General features: G+C 47.6%; 16 protein-coding genes, 2 tRNA genes and 4 pseudogenes. 11 read left to right on the top strand and 11 right to left on the bottom strand.

Going from position 1 to position 20,601, the window contains the following annotated elements; genetic code table 11:
• Positions 1-34: 34 nt before the first annotated feature.
• Positions 35-469 (top strand): DUF411 domain-containing protein, encoded by a 435-nt coding sequence (locus CS022_RS06085; RefSeq protein WP_129121551.1) that lies wholly within the window; start codon positions 35-37, stop codon positions 467-469.
• A 24-nt stretch (positions 470-493) separates the two neighbouring features.
• A complete protein-coding gene (locus CS022_RS06080) occupies positions 494-1,417 on the top strand; it encodes a TraB/GumN family protein (RefSeq protein WP_129121550.1) in 924 nt (307 codons plus the stop codon).
• 513 nt (positions 1,418-1,930) lie between these two features.
• On the opposite strand, the gene CS022_RS06075 is transcribed toward CS022_RS06080, so the two are convergent.
• A tRNA-Pro gene (locus CS022_RS06075) sits at positions 1,931-2,007 on the bottom strand.
• 333 nt (positions 2,008-2,340) lie between these two features.
• On the opposite strand from CS022_RS06075, the gene CS022_RS24815 reads away from it, so the two are divergent.
• On the top strand, positions 2,341-2,664 hold the full coding sequence (locus CS022_RS24815; protein WP_161569581.1) for a hypothetical protein: 324 nt from the start codon (positions 2,341-2,343) through the stop codon (positions 2,662-2,664).
• Positions 2,651-3,235, top strand: a complete 585-nt coding sequence (smrA, locus tag CS022_RS06065; protein ID WP_129121548.1) for a DNA endonuclease SmrA — start codon at positions 2,651-2,653, stop codon at positions 3,233-3,235. Before CS022_RS24815 ends, smrA begins: the two co-directional genes overlap by 14 nt.
• A gap of 38 nt (positions 3,236-3,273) precedes the next feature.
• Here smrA and CS022_RS06060 read toward each other — a convergent pair.
• The 4 genes and pseudogenes from CS022_RS06060 to CS022_RS06045 form a co-directional block, all read right to left on the bottom strand.
• Positions 3,274-3,887: pseudogene (locus CS022_RS06060) on the bottom strand (LysE family translocator).
• 117 nt (positions 3,888-4,004) lie between these two features.
• Positions 4,005-4,477 (bottom strand): annotated as a pseudogene (gene ybaK / locus CS022_RS06055) (Cys-tRNA(Pro) deacylase).
• 157 nt (positions 4,478-4,634) lie between these two features.
• Positions 4,635-6,275, bottom strand: a complete 1,641-nt coding sequence (ushA, locus tag CS022_RS06050) for a bifunctional UDP-sugar hydrolase/5'-nucleotidase UshA (RefSeq protein WP_129121547.1) — start codon at positions 6,273-6,275, stop codon at positions 4,635-4,637.
• A gap of 209 nt (positions 6,276-6,484) precedes the next feature.
• On the bottom strand, positions 6,485-7,819 hold the full coding sequence (locus tag CS022_RS06045) for a Na+/H+ antiporter NhaC family protein (RefSeq protein WP_129121546.1): 1,335 nt from the start codon (positions 7,817-7,819) through the stop codon (positions 6,485-6,487).
• Positions 7,820-8,269: 450 nt separating this feature from the next.
• Here CS022_RS06045 and CS022_RS06040 point away from each other — a divergent pair, with 450 nt between their 5' ends.
• Entirely contained in the window at positions 8,270-10,144 is a 1,875-nt protein-coding gene (locus CS022_RS06040; protein WP_129121545.1) for a methyl-accepting chemotaxis protein, read from the top strand.
• A 115-nt stretch (positions 10,145-10,259) separates the two neighbouring features.
• On the opposite strand, the gene kdsA is transcribed toward CS022_RS06040, so the two are convergent.
• From kdsA to hemA, 6 genes and pseudogenes are all read right to left on the bottom strand, one after another.
• Entirely contained in the window at positions 10,260-11,114 is an 855-nt protein-coding gene (gene kdsA, locus CS022_RS06035) for a 3-deoxy-8-phosphooctulonate synthase (protein ID WP_129121544.1), read from the bottom strand.
• A gap of 13 nt (positions 11,115-11,127) precedes the next feature.
• Positions 11,128-11,937: a SirB1 family protein gene (locus CS022_RS06030; protein ID WP_129121543.1), complete on the bottom strand. Its 810-nt coding sequence runs from the start codon at positions 11,935-11,937 to the stop codon at positions 11,128-11,130.
• Between the two features lie 5 nt (positions 11,938-11,942).
• A pseudogene (locus CS022_RS06025) lies at positions 11,943-12,322 on the bottom strand (SirB2 family protein).
• A 15-nt stretch (positions 12,323-12,337) separates the two neighbouring features.
• Positions 12,338-13,198 (bottom strand): peptide chain release factor N(5)-glutamine methyltransferase, encoded by an 861-nt coding sequence (prmC, locus tag CS022_RS06020; RefSeq protein ID WP_129121542.1) that lies wholly within the window; start codon positions 13,196-13,198, stop codon positions 12,338-12,340.
• Positions 13,198-14,286 (bottom strand): peptide chain release factor 1, encoded by a 1,089-nt coding sequence (gene prfA / locus CS022_RS06015; protein WP_129121541.1) that lies wholly within the window; start codon positions 14,284-14,286, stop codon positions 13,198-13,200. Before prfA ends, prmC begins: the two co-directional genes overlap by 1 nt.
• A 20-nt stretch (positions 14,287-14,306) precedes the next feature.
• Positions 14,307-15,566, bottom strand: a complete 1,260-nt coding sequence (hemA, locus tag CS022_RS06010; protein WP_129121540.1) for a glutamyl-tRNA reductase — start codon at positions 15,564-15,566, stop codon at positions 14,307-14,309.
• A gap of 254 nt (positions 15,567-15,820) precedes the next feature.
• On the opposite strand from hemA, the gene lolB reads away from it, so the two are divergent.
• The 6 genes and pseudogenes from lolB (at position 15,821) to CS022_RS05980 (ending at position 20,515) form a co-directional block, all read left to right on the top strand.
• The gene (lolB, locus tag CS022_RS06005) at positions 15,821-16,414 is read left to right on the top strand and encodes a lipoprotein insertase outer membrane protein LolB (protein WP_161569580.1); all 594 of its coding nucleotides are present in this window, start codon (positions 15,821-15,823) and stop codon (positions 16,412-16,414) included.
• 2 nt (positions 16,415-16,416) lie between these two features.
• The gene (gene ispE, locus CS022_RS06000) at positions 16,417-17,271 is read left to right on the top strand and encodes a 4-(cytidine 5'-diphospho)-2-C-methyl-D-erythritol kinase (protein WP_129121538.1); all 855 of its coding nucleotides are present in this window, start codon (positions 16,417-16,419) and stop codon (positions 17,269-17,271) included.
• Positions 17,272-17,313: 42 nt separating this feature from the next.
• Positions 17,314-18,260, top strand: a pseudogene (locus CS022_RS05995) (ribose-phosphate pyrophosphokinase).
• Positions 18,261-18,464: 204 nt separating this feature from the next.
• Positions 18,465-19,055: an aminoacyl-tRNA hydrolase gene (gene pth, locus CS022_RS05990; protein ID WP_129121665.1), complete on the top strand. Its 591-nt coding sequence runs from the start codon at positions 18,465-18,467 to the stop codon at positions 19,053-19,055.
• 36 nt (positions 19,056-19,091) lie between these two features.
• Positions 19,092-20,183, top strand: coding sequence for a redox-regulated ATPase YchF (ychF, locus tag CS022_RS05985; RefSeq protein WP_129121537.1), 1,092 nt, complete (start codon positions 19,092-19,094; stop codon positions 20,181-20,183).
• 255 nt (positions 20,184-20,438) lie between these two features.
• Positions 20,439-20,515, top strand: a tRNA-Met gene (locus CS022_RS05980).
• The last annotated feature ends 86 nt before the right edge of the window (positions 20,516-20,601 follow it).

Here is a 20,601-nt window from a genome sequence, read left to right as displayed (position 1 = left end):
TGTTTAATCAACATCATCACTGAGGATTACAACGATGAAAAAATCTACATTGCTTGCACTCTCACTCTCAATACTCTCGAGCTCGGCCATAGCTGCGTCGGGTATTGTTTATAAATCAGCCAGCTGCGGTTGCTGTGAAGAGTGGGTAAATCATATGAAAGACAACGGTTTTGATCTTAAAGTTGAGAATATTGATAATCTTCATCCTATCAAGAAAAAGCTCGGAATCACGCCACGTCTGGCTTCCTGCCATACAGCCGTTATTGATGACTATATTTTTGAAGGACATATCCCCGCAAGTGACATACACTCCTTCCTTGCGTCTAAACCAAATAATGTTGACGGCTTAGCAGTGCCCGGTATGCCTCTTGGCTCGCCTGGTATGGAGTACGGAAATAAGAAGCAAAAGTATCGTGTGATGTCCTTCTCTAAGGACGGAAAAACAGAGGTTTTTAACGAGCACGAATAACTTCACAGGCAACTTGGGGGAAAAATGACAGAACACGATGAGCGAACAAATGATGTATCAAAACAACTAAAGCTCAGAGTCATCACCTTTTTCCTCCTCACTCTTTCCTCTTTTTCTCAGGCAGCGCCCGCAGTTTGGCAGGCAGAAAAAGATGGCACCATCATTACGCTTTTTGGCTCCATCCACATGGGTATACCGAGCTTTTACCCGCTCCCAGATATTGTTGAAACTGCGTTCATTGAAGCAGATGCGCTGGTCGTTGAAGTCGATTTAAACACTATTACTAGGCCACAAGTTCCTGACCGTAGAAATAGCTATCAGGCCCTGAACATCAGCGAAAAACGACAACTTGAAACGGTTGCTCCCAAAGCTGGAGTGGATCTGTCGCTCCTTTATGCCATGCAGCCATGGCAAGCAGCAATGGCCTTACAACTGGCCCAAGCCAAGTCTCTGGGACTCAGGCCAGATTTCGGCATTGATGTGCATTTCATCCAAAAAAGTAATACCTACAACAAACCCGTCATTGCTCTAGAAAGCATGGAGGAACAGTTCAGTGTATTGACGTCGATGGAAGACGGCGGTAAGAACCTATTGCTGGAGACAATGGACGACTGGGAACAAAAGCAAGCTGACTTGAAATGTTTACTCTCTGCGTGGCAACAAGGCGATGATACGACACTGACAAATATGTCGACCTACTTCGAGAACACCACACAGTTTGCTGAATCTATGCTTTTTGAGCGGAACCGTGATTGGGTTGAACAGCTCAGTGACCCCAAGAAATTCAAAAAAGGAAAATACCTTTTAGTCGCGGGCGATCTTCATTTTAGGGGCAAACAAGGCGTTTTGTCCCTACTTCAGAAAGAAGGCTTTTCTGTCAGAAGGCTTAATAAAGGTGGAAAAGTGAGTTGTTTCCCGAAAGAACGACTGGCATCAACCAACACCTAAAACCTGACTGAAGATAAAAATTTAAAAGGCCTGCTCTTTTGAGTGGGCTTTTTTGATATCTCTACAAGCCCTTTATCCAGATGCCAAAACAATCCGCTTTTCACACTGACTATTATTAATAACCGAAAGAGCCCGTTCGAATAGGTAAGTTTCTAAATTGCTTAGAGAGAGCTGAGACCGGACTGACCTTACAGCCCCCGACCCGATTGCACTGACTTTGCGAAAACCAGTTCTCTGAAAACAAAAGTATGCCGGACTTTGCAGGATCCTAAAGTGCTCGGTGAAGAGGGACTCGATGGGACTGGCCTTCCAGCCCCTGACCCGATTGCACTGACTTTGCGAAAACCAGTGCTCTGAAAGCAAAAGTCTGCCGGACTTTGTAGGATCCTTAAGTGCTCGGAGAAGAAGGATTCGATGGGACTGGCCTTCCAGCCTCCGGCCCGACTATGCTGAGTCAAAGAACGCAGGCGACCTGAGAGCAAAAAGCCTGCTCAGATGAGCAGGCTTTTTAAGTGGTCGGTGAAGAGGGATTCGAACCCCCGACCCTCTGGTCCCAAACCAGATGCGCTACCAAACTGCGCTATTCACCGACGTATCTGACAAAGCTTGTTCGTCAGAGGTCGCCTATATTACCCATCCATCTGACAGACTCAAGTGTTTTATGCGGTTTTTCGGTTCATTCGAGTCAAACGGTTAAAGTGTCATCATATATTGCTTAAACGCGATATTTTTTGCACAAACCCCACTGTTACATGCGTTTCTACGCTGTCCTAATCCATCAATTAATGAGTACTAATTTAAAAATAGCGACACAAGCATAAACTTGCTCTCATTCAGTTCTGGCTTGATCTAAATCAGTATCACCCATATCAAAGGCTGGCATCCTAGCCCCACGTTACGGCTGAGGAGGTAATAATGGAATATTGGCTACATCTCATGTTGAGCGACTCGATAGGAATCGCCTCGGTTGCCATGTTAACTGGCATACTGGCCTTAATTTCATTCTGTGCTGGATATTTTTCGTCAAAGACAAAATCCGTACTAGCACCATAAACAATCACTATCAGCCTACTTATTTAAGGCAGCCAGTGACCCTCCATCACTGGCTCTTTTTTTATCTGTTGTTTTGCCCTCAATATCCCTCGATTCCTGCTGTCTCATCGATTTCAACACGAGACCTGAGAAAACTTGTTCGCTATACTGGCTTCAAGTTCCAACGAAGCGTCAAAGACAATGAACGGAAATAATGATACTGACCTGTTCAGAGAAATGATGGCAGACGTTGCTCCAATGAGTAACGACATCGTTGAGCCAGAAGCCAAGGCTCACAAACCATCAGAAGCTCAACTTGCCCGACAACTGGCAGCCCAATCACTCAATGAAGGGGACCCCGAATACCTCTCACTCGAATTCGCACGTATGCTCAAACCTGACGATATTATCGCCTTTAAGCGTCCCGGCGTTCAGGACGGTGTTTACCGCAAACTTCGACTTGGAAAATATGATATTCAGGCAAGGCTCGACTTACATAAATTCAGTTTGAAAGATGCACGTACTGAGATCCTTAAATTTCTCAAGCAATGCCAGAAGATGGATATCCGAACGGTCATTATCGTGCATGGTAAAGGCGAGCGCTCAACGCCCCCGGCAAAACTAAAAAGTTTCGTCAGTCAATGGCTTGAGCAGATCACGGATGTAATGTGCTTCCACTCCGCGCAGCGTCATCAAGGAGGGACAGGAGCACTTTATGTGCTGCTGAAGAAAAGTCAGGACAAAAAACTGGAAAACAGAGAAAGGCATTTACACCGAACCGGATAAGCACTTCGCAAAAGGCACCGAAACACTCCGGTGCCTCTTCACACCGTCACTATGACCCGTACTGCGAGTACCAATAACAACACGCCGCAAACGCGATCAATCCACACGGCATGATCCCGTAGTTTGTCGATGACTGTCATTGATGACAACGCGAATGCAATCAAGGTATACCAAAGCCCATCGATCACCAGTGGGGTTACCACAATGGTTACACGACTGGCGAGATCCGTGCCTAAAGCGACAAACTGGCTGAAGAGAGCAAGAAAAAATAAGGCGAGTTTAGGTTGAGTATCGAGATCATCGCGCCATCGCGAATAGCATCAACAATGTTACTCGGCTCTCCTGCCTCAATGTTGGCGGCAATACCTCCCGACGAGCGTAATGACTTGATACCCAGCCACGCTAAATAACAGGCACCCGCATACGAGATTATTCTGAATACCATGGGCGATTCTTCAAGTAAGACGGCAAGGCCAAGCAGCGAAACGACGGCATAAACGCCCACACCAAGCGCATGAGACCATGCAGCAGCAATGCCATGTAACCTGCCGCCCGATAAGCTATGTTTTGCCATGACCACTAAGCTCGGGCCGGGTGACATGGCGCCAAGCATACACACAAGAGCAAGACTTAACCAAATTGAAAAAGACACCGTCTCTCCTTAACCATATCATTGGTTCATTCTTCACAGATTCATCCTCAGGGGGACTTGGTTCTTTGTATCTATCCAGTACTTAGCGGGCTTCCTTTCACAAAGAGGCATTATGGATTACTTGGCGATGGACGCTGATTTTCCTCGGGTGATAGTCAGTAAGTCAGAGGGTGCCAGCTCAATTTCGAGCCCCCGCTTACCTGCGCTGACAAAGACTGTATCGAAGTCCGCAGCGGAAGCATCCAGCAATGTTGGCAACGCTTTTTTTTGTCCGAGAGGCTGATCCCTCCCACTAGATAGCCAGTAACTTTTTGCGCAATTAACGGATTAGCCATCTCCGCTTTTTTTGCACCGACAGCTTTAGCGGCAGCTTTTAAATCAAGCATTGACGAAACAGGTACAACAGCGACCGCGAGTGATTTTTCATTACCATTCAATGCGAACAGCAAGGTTTTGAATACTCTTGCTGGGTCCTGCCCCAGTTTATCGACGGCCTCCATACCAAAATTTGCATTGGACGGGTCATGCTCGTAACTGTGAATATTAAACGAAACACGTGCCTTCTCGGCAGCTTTTACCGCAGGTGTCATGGCGCCTCCTTTTTCGCCAGTATAACCATTGCTATTGCAATTCAGTAAACGAAGTTTTGCAGAAGAATTATTCTTATCAGACTGAAACAAAAAAAGCGCTGTTTCCAGCGCTTTTCTCATAAGTGTTGTCGTTTGTTAGACAACGACCACTCTCGATTTACTTGTATACCATTTCGCCATTTGGCGCGAAGGCATTCACATCAATCGGACTGTTCTTCTCAATGTATTCTTTGAGCACTTCAGCATCAACGAATCCAGTGTTTACATTGCCCGGATGGTTGATAAGTTTTGGATAACCATCACCACCAGCAGCGTTATAGCTTGGTACTGTAAAGCGGTACGTCTTAGCCAGATCCAGTGCCTCACCACCAATCTTCACGTCACTCACTTTGTCGCCATCAACCACCATCGAGATACCGTAAAACTGCGCATAAGCACCCGAATCAACAGGCTTGGTAGCTACAACATTCAGGTACTCCATGACCTCTTTACCTGTCATGTCAGTGTAAGTCAGCATGTTGCCAAACGGTTGAACAGTCAGGACATCTTTATAGGTGATATCACCGCCTTCGATAGAATCACGAACACCGCCAGAGTTCATCACAGCAAAGTCTGCTTTTGCGCGCTCTTTGTGCGCAGCTGCTATCATTCGGCCGAGGTTGGTCTGCTGGAAACGAACGACACTACGGTCACCTTCCAGTTTGCCGTTGCTCTCACCAATTTTCTTAGTAAGCTCGCCCTGTCCTTTTTCCTGATAAGGCTGAAGGAATGCTTTCAAGCCCGGATCTTGCGGAATCTCTTCCTGAATAAAGACACGCTTCTTCTCACCATTAACCTTCACTTTCTTTTTAAGGTTAACGGGGATGAGATCGTAAGACACCAGATTCAGCTCGCCATTTCGGAAAGTGAAGTCTGCTTTACCAACATATTTACCCCACTCGTAGGCCTGAACAATCCAAGTACCGTTCTGATAGTCAGGCTTACATTCATCACCCGGCTTGAAGCCTTTCTTGATGACATTCATGCCTTCCATACACACTGGCTCTTGGGAGTGACCGCCGACAACCATGTCGAGATCGCCCTCTGGTAAATAACGCGCCAGAGCTACATCGCCTGGTGCGTTGATACCACGTCGACCATCAACATAGTGACCCATGTGAGTGGCAGCAATGATGATGTCTGGGTTTTCGGTTTTCTTTAGTTCAGCAATAACTTTCTTGGCTTCTTCTTTCGGATCGCGGAAGTCCAGCTCGCTGATGTACTCTGGGTTACCCAGCTTGGCTGTATCTTCGGTTGTTAAGCCGATGACCGCAATTTTCAGACCGCCACGCTCGAAGATCTCATACGCTTGGAACTTACGCTTACCTGTCTTCATGTCATAGATATTGGCAGACAGCATTGGGAAATCGGCCCAGTTCATTTGCTTTTCAAGCACTGAAAGAGGGTTATCAAATTCGTGGTTACCCAGTGCCATTGCATCGTAGCCGATTTGCGTCATACCCTTAAAATCAGGCTCAGCATCCTGAAGATCTGACTCAGGAACACCCGTATTGATATCGCCACCAGACAGCAGAAGCACCTCAGTGCCATTTGCAGCAGCTTCAGCACGAAGACGATCGATCAGCGTTTTACGCGCTGCCATACCGTATTCGCCGTATTTGTTATTCCAGAAACGACCGTGGTGGTCATTGGTATGCAAAATAGTCAGGTTATATGTGGTGTCTGGTTTCCAACCTGGAACAGCAGCTGAATCAGTTGTTGCGCAGCCAGAGAGTGAGGCCAGTAATGCAGCGCTGATCGCCGCTTTTAGGGAGAGACGTGCATCATTGAATTACCCTATCTAGTAAGTCCGTCATCTACGAGAAAGCCAGGCTTGTCACCTGGCGGTCATATACACGAACAGAGTCTAAATAAACCTTGTTACACTGACAGTACTGATTCAAAAACCTGCGCTTTAGATCACTCATTTCTGTCATTTATGCGTACAAAGGCTCACATAGCGTCTACCTAGTTAGACTTGGCTTTACCAGTAATCCAAACACTCGCGAGAGCCGAAATAGCCAGCAACACGCAGTACCACGAGTGAGCAACAACCTCCATCGGTGACAGTCCAAAAGTAGAGCCCAGCAACAATGCCTGCGCACCGTATGGCAACAATCCCTGAACAACACATGAGAAAATATCCAAAAGGCTGGCGCTGCGTTTATTATCAATGCTGTTGTCGTCCGCGAGAGATTTCGCAACCCCGCCGGATACAATAATGGCAACGGTGTTATTGGCTGTAGAAACATTGGTGAGACTCACCAAGGCAGCAATGCCAAGTTCCCCTGCTTTTTTGCTCTCTTTCTTTTTGCCTGAGCCACTGATCAAATTGTTCAGTTTCTGGGTGATGAATGCTAACCCGCCCTGACGACGCATCAGTTCAGCCAGCCCGCCGATCATCAGCGACAACAGGAAGATTTCCTGCATATTGCTGAAGCCTTCGTAAACCGTTTTACCAAACGTCATGGCAGAAAATTCACCCGAACCAGCAAACCCAGCCAGTGCCGCAAGAATAATCCCAAGCGCTAACACGACGAATACATTCACACCATAGACAGCAAGACCCAGAATAGTGAGGTAAGGCAGCACAGCCAGAATATCTAAGTCACCCACCACTGGAGTCTCTGTCGCTTCATTGGCAAACGCAAAGATAGTGAAAGCAACTACTGCGGCCGGAAAGGCGATTCGGAAGTTTTCACGAAACTTATCCTTCATCTCACAACCTTGTGAGCGAGTAGCAGCAATCGTGGTGTCTGAGATAATTGAGAGGTTATCGCCAAACATCGCGCCACTCATTACCACACCAGCCATCAGCGCCGGGTCAATCCCTGTTTTTTCAGCAATACCCAAAGCCACAGGTGCAATTGCCGCAATTGTACCCATCGAGGTACCCATAGATGTTGAGATGAAAGCAGCAATTAAAAATAAGCCCGGCAAAATGAGCCACCCCGGGAGTAACGTCAAACCAAGATTTACAGTGGCGTCGACACCTCCACTTGCCTTGGCAACCGCCGCAAACGCGCCAGCGAGCAGGTATATCAGACACATACCTATGATATCAGGGTGAGAGACACCGCTGATGAACTGGGAAATTGCCGTATTCAGTTTGTCTTTGCTCAACAATATTGCCAGCACAATCGCAGGCAAGATGGCAATCGGCGCAGGTAATTGATAGAAGGCAAAATCAACGTTTTGCGCCGTGAGGTAAAATCCGGTCCCGATAAATAGTGTCAGAAAAAGAAGCAACGGGAGTAGCGCAACCCAGGAAGGTTTTATGTCTGATTTTTTATTTGTATCCATTGTGATTCTTGCAATTTTTCATGATGTGGGGCACAGGTTAATCACTTTGGCGATAAGCGTCAACATATAGACGTCTAAACGTCTATATGTTCATTTTGAGTCACTAAGTGCTTGTCATAATGAGATAAATTTTCAAGACACGTGACAACATGAATCATTTTGTTACAAAGTTGCTTGTGAAGCATCACGTAATAAAATTGACAACCTAGTATAAATACACATCATAAGCACCTGTTATTTGAAGAATATCAACCTATTTCTGAAAAATACTGCAATGAAAAATAAGAGTTATGATGCACATAAAAATAATCTTTAAAGAATCTTCAAAGACTGACGATACATTAACCAGCGCCACGGCAGGACTGATGGCCGACAAACAATAATTCCAATAACTCCCTGGCTCCGTTTCCCAAGCTCGGCCGCCTTCGTTTGATGTATGGAAAAACTACAATGACTATTTCTCTGAAAAAAAAGCTGATCGCAGCCTGCCTGATTGCAGTGCTTCTCATGGCGGCAGTACTATCCACGCTTGCCGCTTCTCAACTTCACTCTCACACTTTGAATAGTATTTCTGAGCGTATCGGCATGGTGACATCGCTGACCAGTGAGAATATTGATAACTTCTTCCGCTCGAAAATCGGTACAGTTGAAGGGTTCGCGAAAACCTCTCCACAACAAGATGTCATCAAAGCATTGAAGCAAATGCAGCTGTCTGGTGACTTCTCAATGACCTTTTTCGGTCAGGCAGACGGCACGATTTATCTGGCCAATGGCGAACAACCTCCTATTGATCCGCGCTCTCGCCCTTGGTACCAAGAAGCCAGCAAAGTCAAACACCCTATCGTGACCGATAAGTATGTGGACGCGTTAACGGGTAAATTAATGGTGACCGTTGCTAACCCGGTCATGAAAAATGGCAAAGTCGAAGGTGTTGTCGGTGGCGACCTGCCATTGGACAAACTGCTAGAGAACATCAGCACAATTAATGTAGGGCAAAATGCCTTTGCAATGCTGCTTGATGCAAAATTCCAACTGCTCGCGCATCCAAACAGCAGCCTGACTGGCAAATCAATCTCTCAATACAACCGTGAGCTGAATGCTAACAATGTCGCCGATGCCATGAGCTCGGGCGAGCTGCTCAATCTGCCTCTTAACGGACAAGAGAAACTATATTATTTTGCTGCTTTCCCAAATTCTGATTGGATCATTGGTATTGAGCTCGATCAGAAAACAGAGCTCTCGGCCTACAATGATTTGCTGCTTGACCTTGCGCTGATCGGTATTGTCGTTGCTGTCGTGATCATCATTGCTGCTGCATGGGTAGTGAACTTCCTGCTTCAGGATTTGCAACGTGTATCAGAAGCAATGAAAGAAATTGCCAGTGGTGACGCTGACCTGACACAGCGTCTTGAGCCGCACAGTAATGACGAAATCGGCGACTTAGCACGGAACTTCAACGTATTTGTCGAAAATATCTTCACCACACTGAGTGCAGTCAAGCACGTGAGTGATTCACTTGCCGAGCAAGCAAAATCGTCTGCCGACTTCACACGTTCAAGCAGCGAACGCATTCGTTTGCAGCAAGATGAAATCAATATGGTTGCCACAGCAATCAACCAGATGTCAGCGGCAACACAAGAAATTGCAGGTAATGCTGAAACCACTGCGCACCTTTCTAACGAAGCGGTGAGCTGCTCAGAGTCTGGCGCAGGTCAGGTGAGCCAGAGCCAGAACTCTATCAACAACCTGTCACAAGAAGTCGAAATGGCCACTAGCGTGATCACTGAGCTAAATCAGCATGCACAGAGCATCAGCTCAATTCTGGCGACAATTCAAGACATCGCAGAGCAAACTAACCTGCTGGCACTAAACGCAGCAATTGAAGCTGCGCGTGCAGGTGAGCAGGGCCGTGGCTTTGCCGTGGTTGCAGACGAAGTTCGTGTTCTCAGCCAACGCACTCACGACTCTACCCGCGAAATTCAGTCAATGATTGAAACGCTGCAGAATACAACAGGTTCAGCCGTGAACATCATGAATGACAGCAAACACTTGGCTAACACCAGTGTTGATGATGCCAATTCCGCGACAGCAAGCCTGTCACAGATTACCAGTGCGGTTTCATCCATCAGCGATATGGCGACCCAAATTGCCTCTGCTGCTGAAGAGCAATCTCTGGTGACCTCTGAAATTACACGCAACACGCAGGGGATCAAAGATGCATCAGACCAATTGGCGGAAGAAGCTTCAACTGCTGCTACACAGGCGACAGAGCTTTCGAACCTCTCTGGTCAGCTGAATAAAGAAATCTCACGCTTCGGCCTGTAACGCGACCTCCGAGTCTTTGCCGTGCAAGGACTCGTTTTACATATCGTCGATATCGTATCGAGATCAAAAAAGCCGGCTATTGCCGGCTTTTCGTTTATTTGGATACCAAAGCAGATTAACCAATATCCAAGTCGTGGAAGCTCTTCACCAAATCGTCAAGCGCTTTCATTTGCTTTAAGAAAGGCTCAAGTTTATCTAATGGCAGGGCTGATGGACCATCACAACGCGCATTGTCAGGGTCCGGGTGTGCTTCAATAAACAGGCCAGCAAGCTTGGTACCAAGACCTGCGCGCGCCAAATCTACCGTTTGCTCACGACGACCACCAGACGCTGCGCCCAATGGATCGCGGCACTGCAGCGCGTGAGTCACATCAAAGATAACCGGGCTACCTTTGCTGGCTTTCTTCATGACTTCAAAACCGAGCATATCGACAACCAAATTGTCGTAACCCATGCACGAACCACGCTCACAAAGAATCACTTTCTCGTTGCCGCACTCGGCAAATTTATCAACGATGTTACCAACCTGACCCGGACTCATGAACTGGGGTTTTTTCACGTTGATCACAGCGTCGGTTTTCGCCATTGCTTCGACCAAATCAGTCTGACGGGCAAGAAACGCCGGAAGCTGAATAACATCAACAACCTCAGAAACAGGATGCGCCTGATGAATCTCATGAATGTCGGTGATCACTTTGACGCCAAAGGTTGACTTCAGCTCTTCAAAGATACGCATACCCTCTTCCATACCCGGTCCACGGTAAGAGTGAACAGATGAACGGTTTGCTTTATCGAAAGAGGCTTTAAAAACGTATGGGATCCCAAGCTTCTGCGTGACTTCAACGTAATGCTCACAGATTTGCATTGCCAGATCTCTGGACTCGAGAACATTCATTCCGGCAAACAGAACGAAAGGCTTATCGTTGGCGACATCAATATCGCCAATCTGCACAGTTTTTTGCACTGTCATGGTAGGTTCCTGATTAGTGGAATGTTGGTTCTTGGGCAGTGAGTACTTTCACCTGAATCTTTAACAGCTCAGCCGCCGGGTCATCAGGGCACTGCTCAATAAAATATTCATAGTCGTTTACCGCGACCCAGTCACAGTCAAGCTGCTGGAAGATATAACCGCGATCACGGATTTCATAAGGGTCATCTGGACTAAACCAAAGTGCCAGTTCACTGCAGCGCAACGCGCCAGCATAGTCTTCTTCCCGCAGGTAAGCACTCTTTATTACAGCCAACCAGCGTCCGATGATGGTTGCATTGTCTGACTGTTCCATGTCCTCATCCATCAGCTGTACAGTCGGCCCTTTGTGGCCGACCAACCAACCACGCAGAACACGCTCAGTGATAAACTCACCATTAAACGGATCAACGAAAACAGGCTTTTGACCCGGCCAATCAGCACGAACGACAAGTTGGGTCGGAAACGCTACGGCGCTGAGCGGCAAATCAAGCATACGGCCAAAATACACCAGCAGCGCACCAAGGCTAACAGGAATCCCCTGACGCCTCTCTAATACCTTGTCAATAAAGGTATTGTCTGATGAGAAATGCTGGTTATTATCACCCTGGAAGCCCCACTCTTTGTAGAAAATCCGGAGCAGTCCTTCAAGACGCAACGCATCATTTGGCTCTGCGGCCAACGCATCTTTTAAATCAGCAGTCATCTGCTCAAGCTGGTGCTTGACCCAGATGGCCTGTGTTGAGGGTGCTATCGCTGCATTGAGTGCCAGTGCAGCTTCTACCAGAGGCAACGACTCCAGCTCCTGGTCATTAAATTCAAACATATTTATCACAGCAAATATGACGATTTACTTATCGCAAGCGTCGCGGCGGCATACACCCAACCTAGTGCACCAGCAAAAGCAAAAAATCGAAATAATTTACCCGCATTCGCACGCATTGCGACAACTCCCAATGCGATGTAAGCGAGTACACACGTAATCTTCTCTGTCAGCCACTGTCCGCTCTCGGTAAACGGCATAAAGCCAGTGATCACAATTAATGCGATACCTGTTCCTAATAAAACGGTATCGATAATGTGGGGAGATATTTTCACCCACTTTTTCTGCATGATCTGGCTTTCTGCCAGTTGCAACGAAAATCGGACGATAAAAAACGTCACACTGAGGCTATCGCCAACAGATGAATGTGTTTCAGCGCAGAATACATTGTCCATAGCTCCAGTTATTGCTTACGGCAGAATCGGCCTTGAGTGACCCTATCCTGGCCTGCATAATCTTTTATTGTTTCCACCTCAGTAAATCCAGCGTCAGAGAATATCTGCTGAACCGCAGTACGCTGATCGTAGCCATGCTCAATCAACAACCACCCACCAGAAGCCAAATAAGATGGACTTTGCTGGCAAATCACTTTGATATCGGCGAGACCATGATCGTCGGCCGTTAACGCCGATGACGGTTCGAATCTCACGTCGCCCTGCGCAAGGTGAGGATCATCCGGATCTATGTAAGGAGGATTGCTAACGATAACATCAAATGCTTCAGAGATCGAAATCCCGAACGAATCAAACCAGCTACTTTGGCGGAACTCGACATTTTTGAGCCCAAGCCGCTCTCTGTTCCGCGCAGCTAATGCCACCGCTTCTGGTTTGAGGTCAACACCTGTCACAGCGAGTTGGCTGCATTCAGTGGCTATCGCCAGTGCAATTGCACCAGTCCCCGTTCCAAGGTCGAGCACACGTCGTGTCTCTGCCGTAATTTTATCTAATGCCAGTTCAACAAGGCGCTCTGTATCAGGGCGAGGAATCAGCGTACTTGGCTCCACCTCAAGGGAAAGAGACCAAAACTCGCGGGTTCCCGTAATGTAAGCAACAGGCTCTCCTTGACAGCGGCGCTCAATGAGGGTTTGAAATAACGCTAACTCGCTTTTACTGAGGGTTTTGTCAGGCCAAGTGAAAAGAAAACTGTTGGGTTTATCAAGTGCATGACACAGCAAAACAGCAGCATCAATTTTGGCAGAGGGACTTTGGGACAACGCAAGTTGTTCGGCAGCCTCTTTCAAAGCTGCCTCGACAGTTAATGACATTAGTTTTGATCAGCCAGTGCCGCAAGCTGGTCCGCCTGAAACTCCTGAACAATCGGGTCAATCAAGCTGTTTAAATCACCCTGCATCACCTCATCAAGACGATAAAGCGTCAGGTTAATGCGGTGATCAGATACCCTGCCTTGCGGGTAGTTATAGGTACGAATACGGTCAGAACGGTCACCGGAACCTAAAAGGTTACGACGGGTGCTGGCTTCTTCCGCTGCTCGCTTCTCCTCTTCGGCTTTGATTAAGCGCGCTGCCAATACAGACATCGCTTTAGCTTTGTTTTTGTGTTGAGAACGTTCGTCCTGACACTCAACAACCGTACCCGTTGGAAGGTGAGTAATACGAATCGCTGAGTCAGTGGTGTTAACGTGCTGACCACCTGCGCCCGACGCACGGAAAGTATCAATTTTCAGATCGCCTGGGTTGATTTCCGGGATCTCAGCCTCTGGGATCTCAGGCAATATCGCAACCGTACATGCTGATGTATGAACACGGCCCTGAGATTCGGTAGCAGGAACACGTTGAACGCGGTGACCACCAGATTCAAACTTCATTACGCCGTACGCACCGTCGCCACTGACTTTGGCAATCATTTCTTTGTAACCACCATGCTCACCATGGTTAGCATTGATCACTTCAACACGCCAGCCTCGCGATTCAGCATAGCGGCTGTACATACGGAATAAGTCGCCAGCAAAAATCGCCGCTTCGTCGCCACCTGCGCCAGCGCGGATCTCCAAAAAGCTGTTTCGCTCATCATTGGGATCTTTTGGCAGCAGAAGCAACTGAAGTTCGTCGCTCAAGCGAAGAATTTCTGCTTTGGCTTCTTTGATTTCTTCCTGCGCCATCTCACGCATTTCAGGATCATCTTCGTTGGCCATTTCCTCAGCAGCCTGAAGATCTTCTTCCGCTTGACGATATGACTCGAAGCACTTGGTCACTTCTTCAAGCTGACTGTATTCTTTTGACAATGCGCGGAATTTATCCTGATCGCCAATAACTTCAGGATCGCCCAACAAATGCTGAACTTCTTCGTAACGCTCTGCCAGCGTTTCTAGCTTTGTAACAATTGATGATTTCATAATATTTGGATATTCAGGCTTTACTTGTCGACATCGAGGCCAAGGCTACGGCGTAAAATCGCGAGTGTCGCGGTGTCGCCCTTGCTTGCTGCAGCTTGCAGCGCCTGCGTCGGTGCATGTATGAGTTTGTTGGTTAGTCTGTTGCTTAGCTCGGTCAATACCTTCTCGGCATCCGCACCATTCGCCAGCGCATGAAGGCTTTTGTTGAGTATGTCAGCTTTGACCATTTCAGAGTGTGCGCGGTACTGTTTGATTGTCTCAACAGACTCCAGACCTCTGGCCCAAGACATAAAGCTGTCACTTTCTTGGCCGACGATAGCTTCCGCTTTAATCGCAGCCAGTTTACGTTGTTCTATATTGCGTTCAACAATAGATTGTAAATCATCTACCGTGTAGAGGTATGCATCGTTAAGCTCGCCCACCTCTTCTTCTATATCTCGCGGTACGGCAATATCTATCAATAACATGGGTTGGTGCCGTCTCGCTTTTATCGCTTTCTCGACCATCCCTTTGCCAATAAGTGGCAAAGGGGCAGCAGTGGAACTTATCACGATATCGGCCCGATGCATATTTTCTGGAATCGATTCAAGTGAGATGATCTCAGCGCCAAAGTTGTCGGCAAGGTCTCGTGCGCGTTCGTGAGTACGGTTGGCCACAATCAGTTTTTTGCATTCATGCTCAACGAGATGCTTAGCAACCAACTCTATGGTTTCACCTGCACCAACCAAAAGTACCGTGGTATCACTGAGGGACTCAAATATCTGACGCGCCAAGGTACATGCGGCAAAGGCAACGGACACAGCATTTCCCCCGATGTCTGTCTCTGTCCTCACCCGCTTTGCAACGGTGAAGGACTTCTGAAACATCTTGTCTAATGCACCAGAAATAATGGCCTCATCGGCAGCATCAGCATACGAGTTTTTCACCTGCCCTAGAATTTGTGGTTCACCCAACACCAGAGAATCAAGGCCTGATGCAACACGCATCAAATGCTCAACGGCAGCTTGTCCATGATGGGCATAAAGGTATGGGAGCAGAGAATCAATATCGAGATGATGAAATTGAGATAACCAGTTAACGACAGCGTCTTGCCCGGTATTATTCAGTTCACAATAAATTTCGGTGCGGTTGCAGGTGGACAAAATCACGCCGCTCCGCACATCAGGTTGCTCTTTGAGCTGGCGGAGAGCGTCTCGTAGCTGTTCAGGTGAAAAAGCAACTTTCTCACGCAAATCGACCGAAGCGGTCTTGTGGTTTATTCCAAGAACTAACAAGCTCATTAAGTAGTGTTACCGACAGCACCAGATGAAATCCGAGCCGTGGATTTTACTTTAAGGGCCCGTCGAATTAAAGATAACATTGATATGGGAATCTCGCTAACTGCAATAAATGTTAAGGTTTTATGGTTTTCGGTTCATTTCTTTCGTTTTCGCGTCGAGATATTAGACAAATCGAAAAAAAAACCGTCTGTACTTTGCATATTTTTCCCATTCAGAGACATACTAGCGCCGTCTCGAGTAAAAGGAGTTTCACAATGTCCCGCCAGCAATCGGCATTGATAACCTGTTTCATTCTATTTTTTCTGTCCGCATGTTCATCGGTACCGAAAACACCCGATATCAGTTGGGAAACTCAACAACAAAAGCTCAAAGCACTGACTGAATTCGAAGCACGGGGCGTCGTGGGTTTCATCAGCCTTAACCAACGTATTTCGGCAAAATTCATCTGGGAGCAAAACGGCGAGAACGTGAAATTACGTTTGTACAAAGATCTTGCTGGCACACTGATGACACTCAAATCTGCTAACGATGTCACCGAGGTGACCGATAAAGATGGGAACATATACCAAGGTACCGATGCGGAATCACTGATGAAAGAACTCACTGGAATAGACCTTCCAGTAAGCAATCTACCGGGCTGGTTAAAGGGGCTTCCGGGCAAAATGGAAGACTATGAACTTGATGACAAAGCACGTGTAGGCAGTATTACCAGCAGTGACTCATCTGCTAACTGGTCACTAAGCTACCTGATGTACACGATGGAAAACACAGTCGCCCTGCCAGCGCGTATCAATATGAACAACGGTAAGCAGCGCGTGAAAATCCAAATAAAAGACTGGGTTCTTTGAGAATGAATGCACCATCAACAGTCTGGCCTTCGCCGGCCAAACTGAACCTTTTCCTCTATATCACCGGCCGCCGAGAAAACGGCTACCATGACCTACAAACTTTGTTTCAATTTGTTGATTACGGCGACACGCTGACCATCACGCCCAACGAATCAGGCACAATTACCCTATCGCCTGACATTGAGGGGATCCCTTGTGAAGATAATCTGATTTATCGCGCAGCCAGTGCTTTGAAAACACATGCCAATTCCTCACTGGGCGCCCATATTCATGTTGAAAAAGTATTGCCGATGGGCGGTGGACTCGGTGGTGGCTCGTCCAATGCCGCAACTACATTAGTGGCGTTAAATTACCTCTGGCAGACAAATATTGACGAAGATACATTAGCAAACATGGGCTTAGCGCTAGGTGCTGATGTCCCGGTCTTCGTCAGAGGCAGAGCGGCCTTCGCGGAAGGGGTCGGCGAAAAGCTTCAGCCTGCCGATGCGCCAGAGAAATGGTTCCTGGTCACAAAACCAGCAATTAGTATTCCCACTGCGGCGGTTTTTGGGCATTCCGATTTACCCAGAAACACCCCCTATCGTTCATTAACTGAACTATTATCAACAAAACACGAAAACGATTGCGAAAAGATAGTCAGAGAGTTATTTCCAGAGGTTGATAAGGCTCTCAAGTGGCTGCTAGAATACGCGCCGTCGAGACTGACCGGAACTGGTGCCTGTGTTTTTGCTGAATTTGACAGCGAACAGGAAGCCCGCGAAGTCCACAAAAATTTGCCCGACTGGCTCAGTGGCTTTGTTGCTCAGGGTGTCAACCGTTCACCACTGTTATCAGCCCTTAGCGACTATGCTGATTGAGACAGAAAATACTCAATGGATTCAACCCCGAGGTTTTCCACCGTGCCTGATATGAAGCTGTTTGCTGGTAATGCCACGCCTGTACTCGCCCAACGCATCGCTAACCGTCTCTATATGTCTCTTGGTGACGCAATGTGAGCCGTTTTTCTGACGGTGAAGTACGAGTAGAGATCAACGAAAACGTACGGGGTAGCGACGTATTTATTATCCAGTCTACCTGCGCACCGACAAACGACAACCTGATGGAACTGGTTGTTATGATCGATGCCCTGCGCCGCGCCTCTGCCGGCCGTATCACTGCTGTCATCCCTTATTTTGGTTACGCCCGTCAGGACAGACGTCCACGTTCAACCCGTGTGCCTATCACCGCAAAAGTTATCGCAGACTTCCTGTCTAACGTAGGTGTTGACCGCGTGCTGACCGTCGACCTGCACGCTGAGCAGATTCAGGGGTTCTTCGATGTACCTGTAGATAACATCTTCGGTACACCTGTACTGCTTGAAGATATGCTGGCGAAAGATCTTCAAGACCCAGTCGTTGTTTCACCGGATATCGGTGGTGTTGTTCGTGCACGTGCAACAGCAAAACTGCTAGACGACACTGATATCGCTATCATCGATAAGCGTCGCCCACGCGCAAACGTTTCTCAGGTTATGCATCTGATTGGTGACGTTGAAGGCCGCGACTGCATCATCGTTGATGACATGATTGATACTGGCGGCACCTTATGTAAAGCAGCCGAAGCACTGAAAGACCGTGGTGCAAAACGTGTATTTGCTTACGCGACACACGCTGTCTTCTCTGGCAATGCGCCAGATAACATCAAAAACTCTGTCATTGATGAAGTAATTGTCACTGACTCAATTCCATTGAGCCCTGAAATGCAAGCTACTGGCCGTATTTCACAGCTGACTCTGTCAGGCATGCTGGCAGAAGCGATTCGTCGCATCAGCAACGAAGAATCTATCTCTGCAATGTTTGAATCTTAATTCTTCGTTTTCAGAGATAAACGCCTCGCTTTGCGGGGCGTTTTTATTTTTCATCTCTGTACAATACCTGCAACAGATATCCGTGAAGTTTGAGCGATCCGTTCACTTAGTGTTAGGATAATGCGCTTTTTGTCTCCTCCCCTTCAGGAAGAAGCCGGATACAGACGCACAAACACGTTTCACCATAACAATGAGAATCTCGCCGTGAGTGATCAAATTCGTCTTTTAGTCGGTCTGGCTAACCCCGGGCCAGAGTATGCTAAAACCCGCCATAATGCCGGAGCATGGGTCGTTGAAGAGCTGGCGCGTATTCATAACGTGACGCTGAAAGAGGACAAAAAGTACTTTGGCCTGACTGCCAGAATCACACATGCAGGACAGGATCTGCGCTTGCTGGTTCCTACGACCTTTATGAACCTCTCTGGCAAGTCGGTAGCCGCGTTGGCAAAATTCTTCCAAATCAAACCGGAAGAAATTATGGTGGCCCACGACGAGTTGGATTTGCCACCCGGTGTGGCCAAATTCAAAAAAGGTGGCGGCCACGGTGGCCACAACGGTTTGCGCGATATCATCAGCAAACTGGGCAACAACAAAGATTTTTATCGCCTGCGACTGGGTATTGGTCACCCGGGTCACAAAGACAAAGTGGCAGGCTTTGTGCTCACGAAAGCACCCGCCCGTGAGCAGGCTATGATTGAACAGGCGGCCGATGAAGCCGTCCGCTGTATTGATATCCTGCTTAAGGACGATCTGGCCAAGGCGCAAAACCGCCTGCACACGTTCAAAGCGCAGTAAGCGCTCAGTATTTTTTAACGAAAAGGTTACCATCTCATGGGTTTTAAATGCGGTATTGTTGGTCTGCCAAACGTCGGTAAATCAACGCTTTTCAATGCACTGACGAAAGCTGGTATCGAAGCGGCTAACTTCCCGTTCTGTACCATTGAACCAAACACAGGCGTTGTTCCAGTTCCTGATTTACGTCTCGACGCTCTGTCTGCGATCGTTAATCCGCAGCGCATCATTCCGACAACCATGGAATTTGTTGACATCGCCGGTCTTGTTGCTGGTGCGTCTAAAGGTGAAGGGCTGGGTAACAAGTTCCTGGCAAATATCCGTGAAACCGATGCGATAGGTCACGTTGTTCGTTGTTTTGAGAACGAGAACATCGTACACGTTGCGGGTAAAGTTGACCCAGCTGAAGATATTGATGTGATCAACACTGAACTGGCATTGGCTGACTTGGAAGCGTGTGAGCGAGCTATTCAGCGTCAAGCGAAAAAAGCCAAGGGCGGCGATCGCGATGCAAAATTCGAGATCAGTGTGCTCGAAAAGCTACTGCCAGTGCTTGAAGAAGGCGAGATGCTCCGCTCTGTTGAACTGACGAAAGAAGAGCGCGCGGCGGTTGGTTACCTGAACTTCCTGACCATGAAACCAACCATGTACATTGCTAACGTCAACGATGATGGCTTTGAAAATAACCCATACCTCGACAAAGTACGTGAAATTGCCGCTGAAGAAGGTGCAACCGTGGTTGCCGTTTGTGCAGAAATCGAAGGCGAGATTGCTGAACTTGATGCTGATGAAGCAGAAGTTTTCCTTGAAGAAATGGGCCTTGATGAGCCGGGTCTGAACCGTGTTATTCGTTCAGGCTATGAGCTTCTGACACTACAAACTTACTTCACTGCGGGTGTAAAAGAAGTACGTGCGTGGACCATTCCTGTTGGCTCAACGGCGCCACAGGCAGCAGGTAAAATTCACACCGACTTCGAAAAAGGCTTTATTCGCGCTGAAATCGTTGGCTATGACGATTACATCGAAAACAACGGTGAGTCGGGTGCAAAAGAAGCAGGTAAATGGCGTCTTGAAGGTAAAGAATACATCGTGAAAGATGGCGATGTTATCCATTTCCGCTTCAACGTATAACCGCTGATTACGACTCCAATCAGATGAGTTCAAAAAGCCAGCACTCTGCTGGCTTTTTCATTCCTAATTCCCCCGCCTAAAACGTCTTTTATCCGTGACACAGGACGCAATTCGTATTAAAACTCATCACCTTGAACAAAAAGGCGGCGACAAAATCACCAAGATAAAAAAACCACAGAAAAAAGGTTGACGGCTCTTAGACATATTCGCATAATGCGCCCCGCACTTACGGGGAGGACCCGTTTTGAAAGCGATGGCTACGTAGCTCAGTTGGTTAGAGCACATCACTCATAATGATGGGGTCACAGGTTCGAATCCCGTCGTAGCCACCATTTACTTTTAGTGCCGTTCTTATAAAAGAACACGATGCGACGGTGGCGGAATTGGTAGACGCGCTAGCTTCAGGTGCTAGTGTCCG

The sequence above is a fragment of the Veronia nyctiphanis genome (assembly GCF_004116385.1).
Lineage (GTDB): Bacteria > Pseudomonadota > Gammaproteobacteria > Enterobacterales > Vibrionaceae > Veronia > Veronia nyctiphanis.
The sequence above is the reverse complement of the archived record's forward strand: the minus strand, read 5'-3'. Positions and strand labels throughout refer to the sequence as shown.

Coding starts and splice junctions, on each gene's coding strand:
- CS022_RS06085 (WP_129121551.1), top strand. CDS start 35: ATGAAAAAATCTACATTGCTTGCACTCTCACTCTCAATACTCTCGAGC.
- CS022_RS06080 (WP_129121550.1), top strand. CDS start 494: ATGACAGAACACGATGAGCGAACAAATGATGTATCAAAACAACTAAAG.
- smrA (WP_129121548.1), top strand. CDS start 2,651: ATGAACGGAAATAATGATACTGACCTGTTCAGAGAAATGATGGCAGAC.
- CS022_RS06045 (WP_129121546.1), bottom strand. CDS start 7,819: ATGGATACAAATAAAAAATCAGACATAAAACCTTCCTGGGTTGCGCTA.
- CS022_RS06040 (WP_129121545.1), top strand. CDS start 8,270: ATGACTATTTCTCTGAAAAAAAAGCTGATCGCAGCCTGCCTGATTGCA.
- kdsA (WP_129121544.1), bottom strand. CDS start 11,114: ATGACAGTGCAAAAAACTGTGCAGATTGGCGATATTGATGTCGCCAAC.
- CS022_RS06030 (WP_129121543.1), bottom strand. CDS start 11,937: ATGTTTGAATTTAATGACCAGGAGCTGGAGTCGTTGCCTCTGGTAGAA.
- prmC (WP_129121542.1), bottom strand. CDS start 13,198: ATGTCATTAACTGTCGAGGCAGCTTTGAAAGAGGCTGCCGAACAACTT.
- prfA (WP_129121541.1), bottom strand. CDS start 14,286: ATGAAATCATCAATTGTTACAAAGCTAGAAACGCTGGCAGAGCGTTAC.
- hemA (WP_129121540.1), bottom strand. CDS start 15,566: ATGAGCTTGTTAGTTCTTGGAATAAACCACAAGACCGCTTCGGTCGAT.
- lolB (WP_161569580.1), top strand. CDS start 15,821: ATGTCCCGCCAGCAATCGGCATTGATAACCTGTTTCATTCTATTTTTT.
- ispE (WP_129121538.1), top strand. CDS start 16,417: ATGAATGCACCATCAACAGTCTGGCCTTCGCCGGCCAAACTGAACCTT.
- ychF (WP_129121537.1), top strand. CDS start 19,092: ATGGGTTTTAAATGCGGTATTGTTGGTCTGCCAAACGTCGGTAAATCA.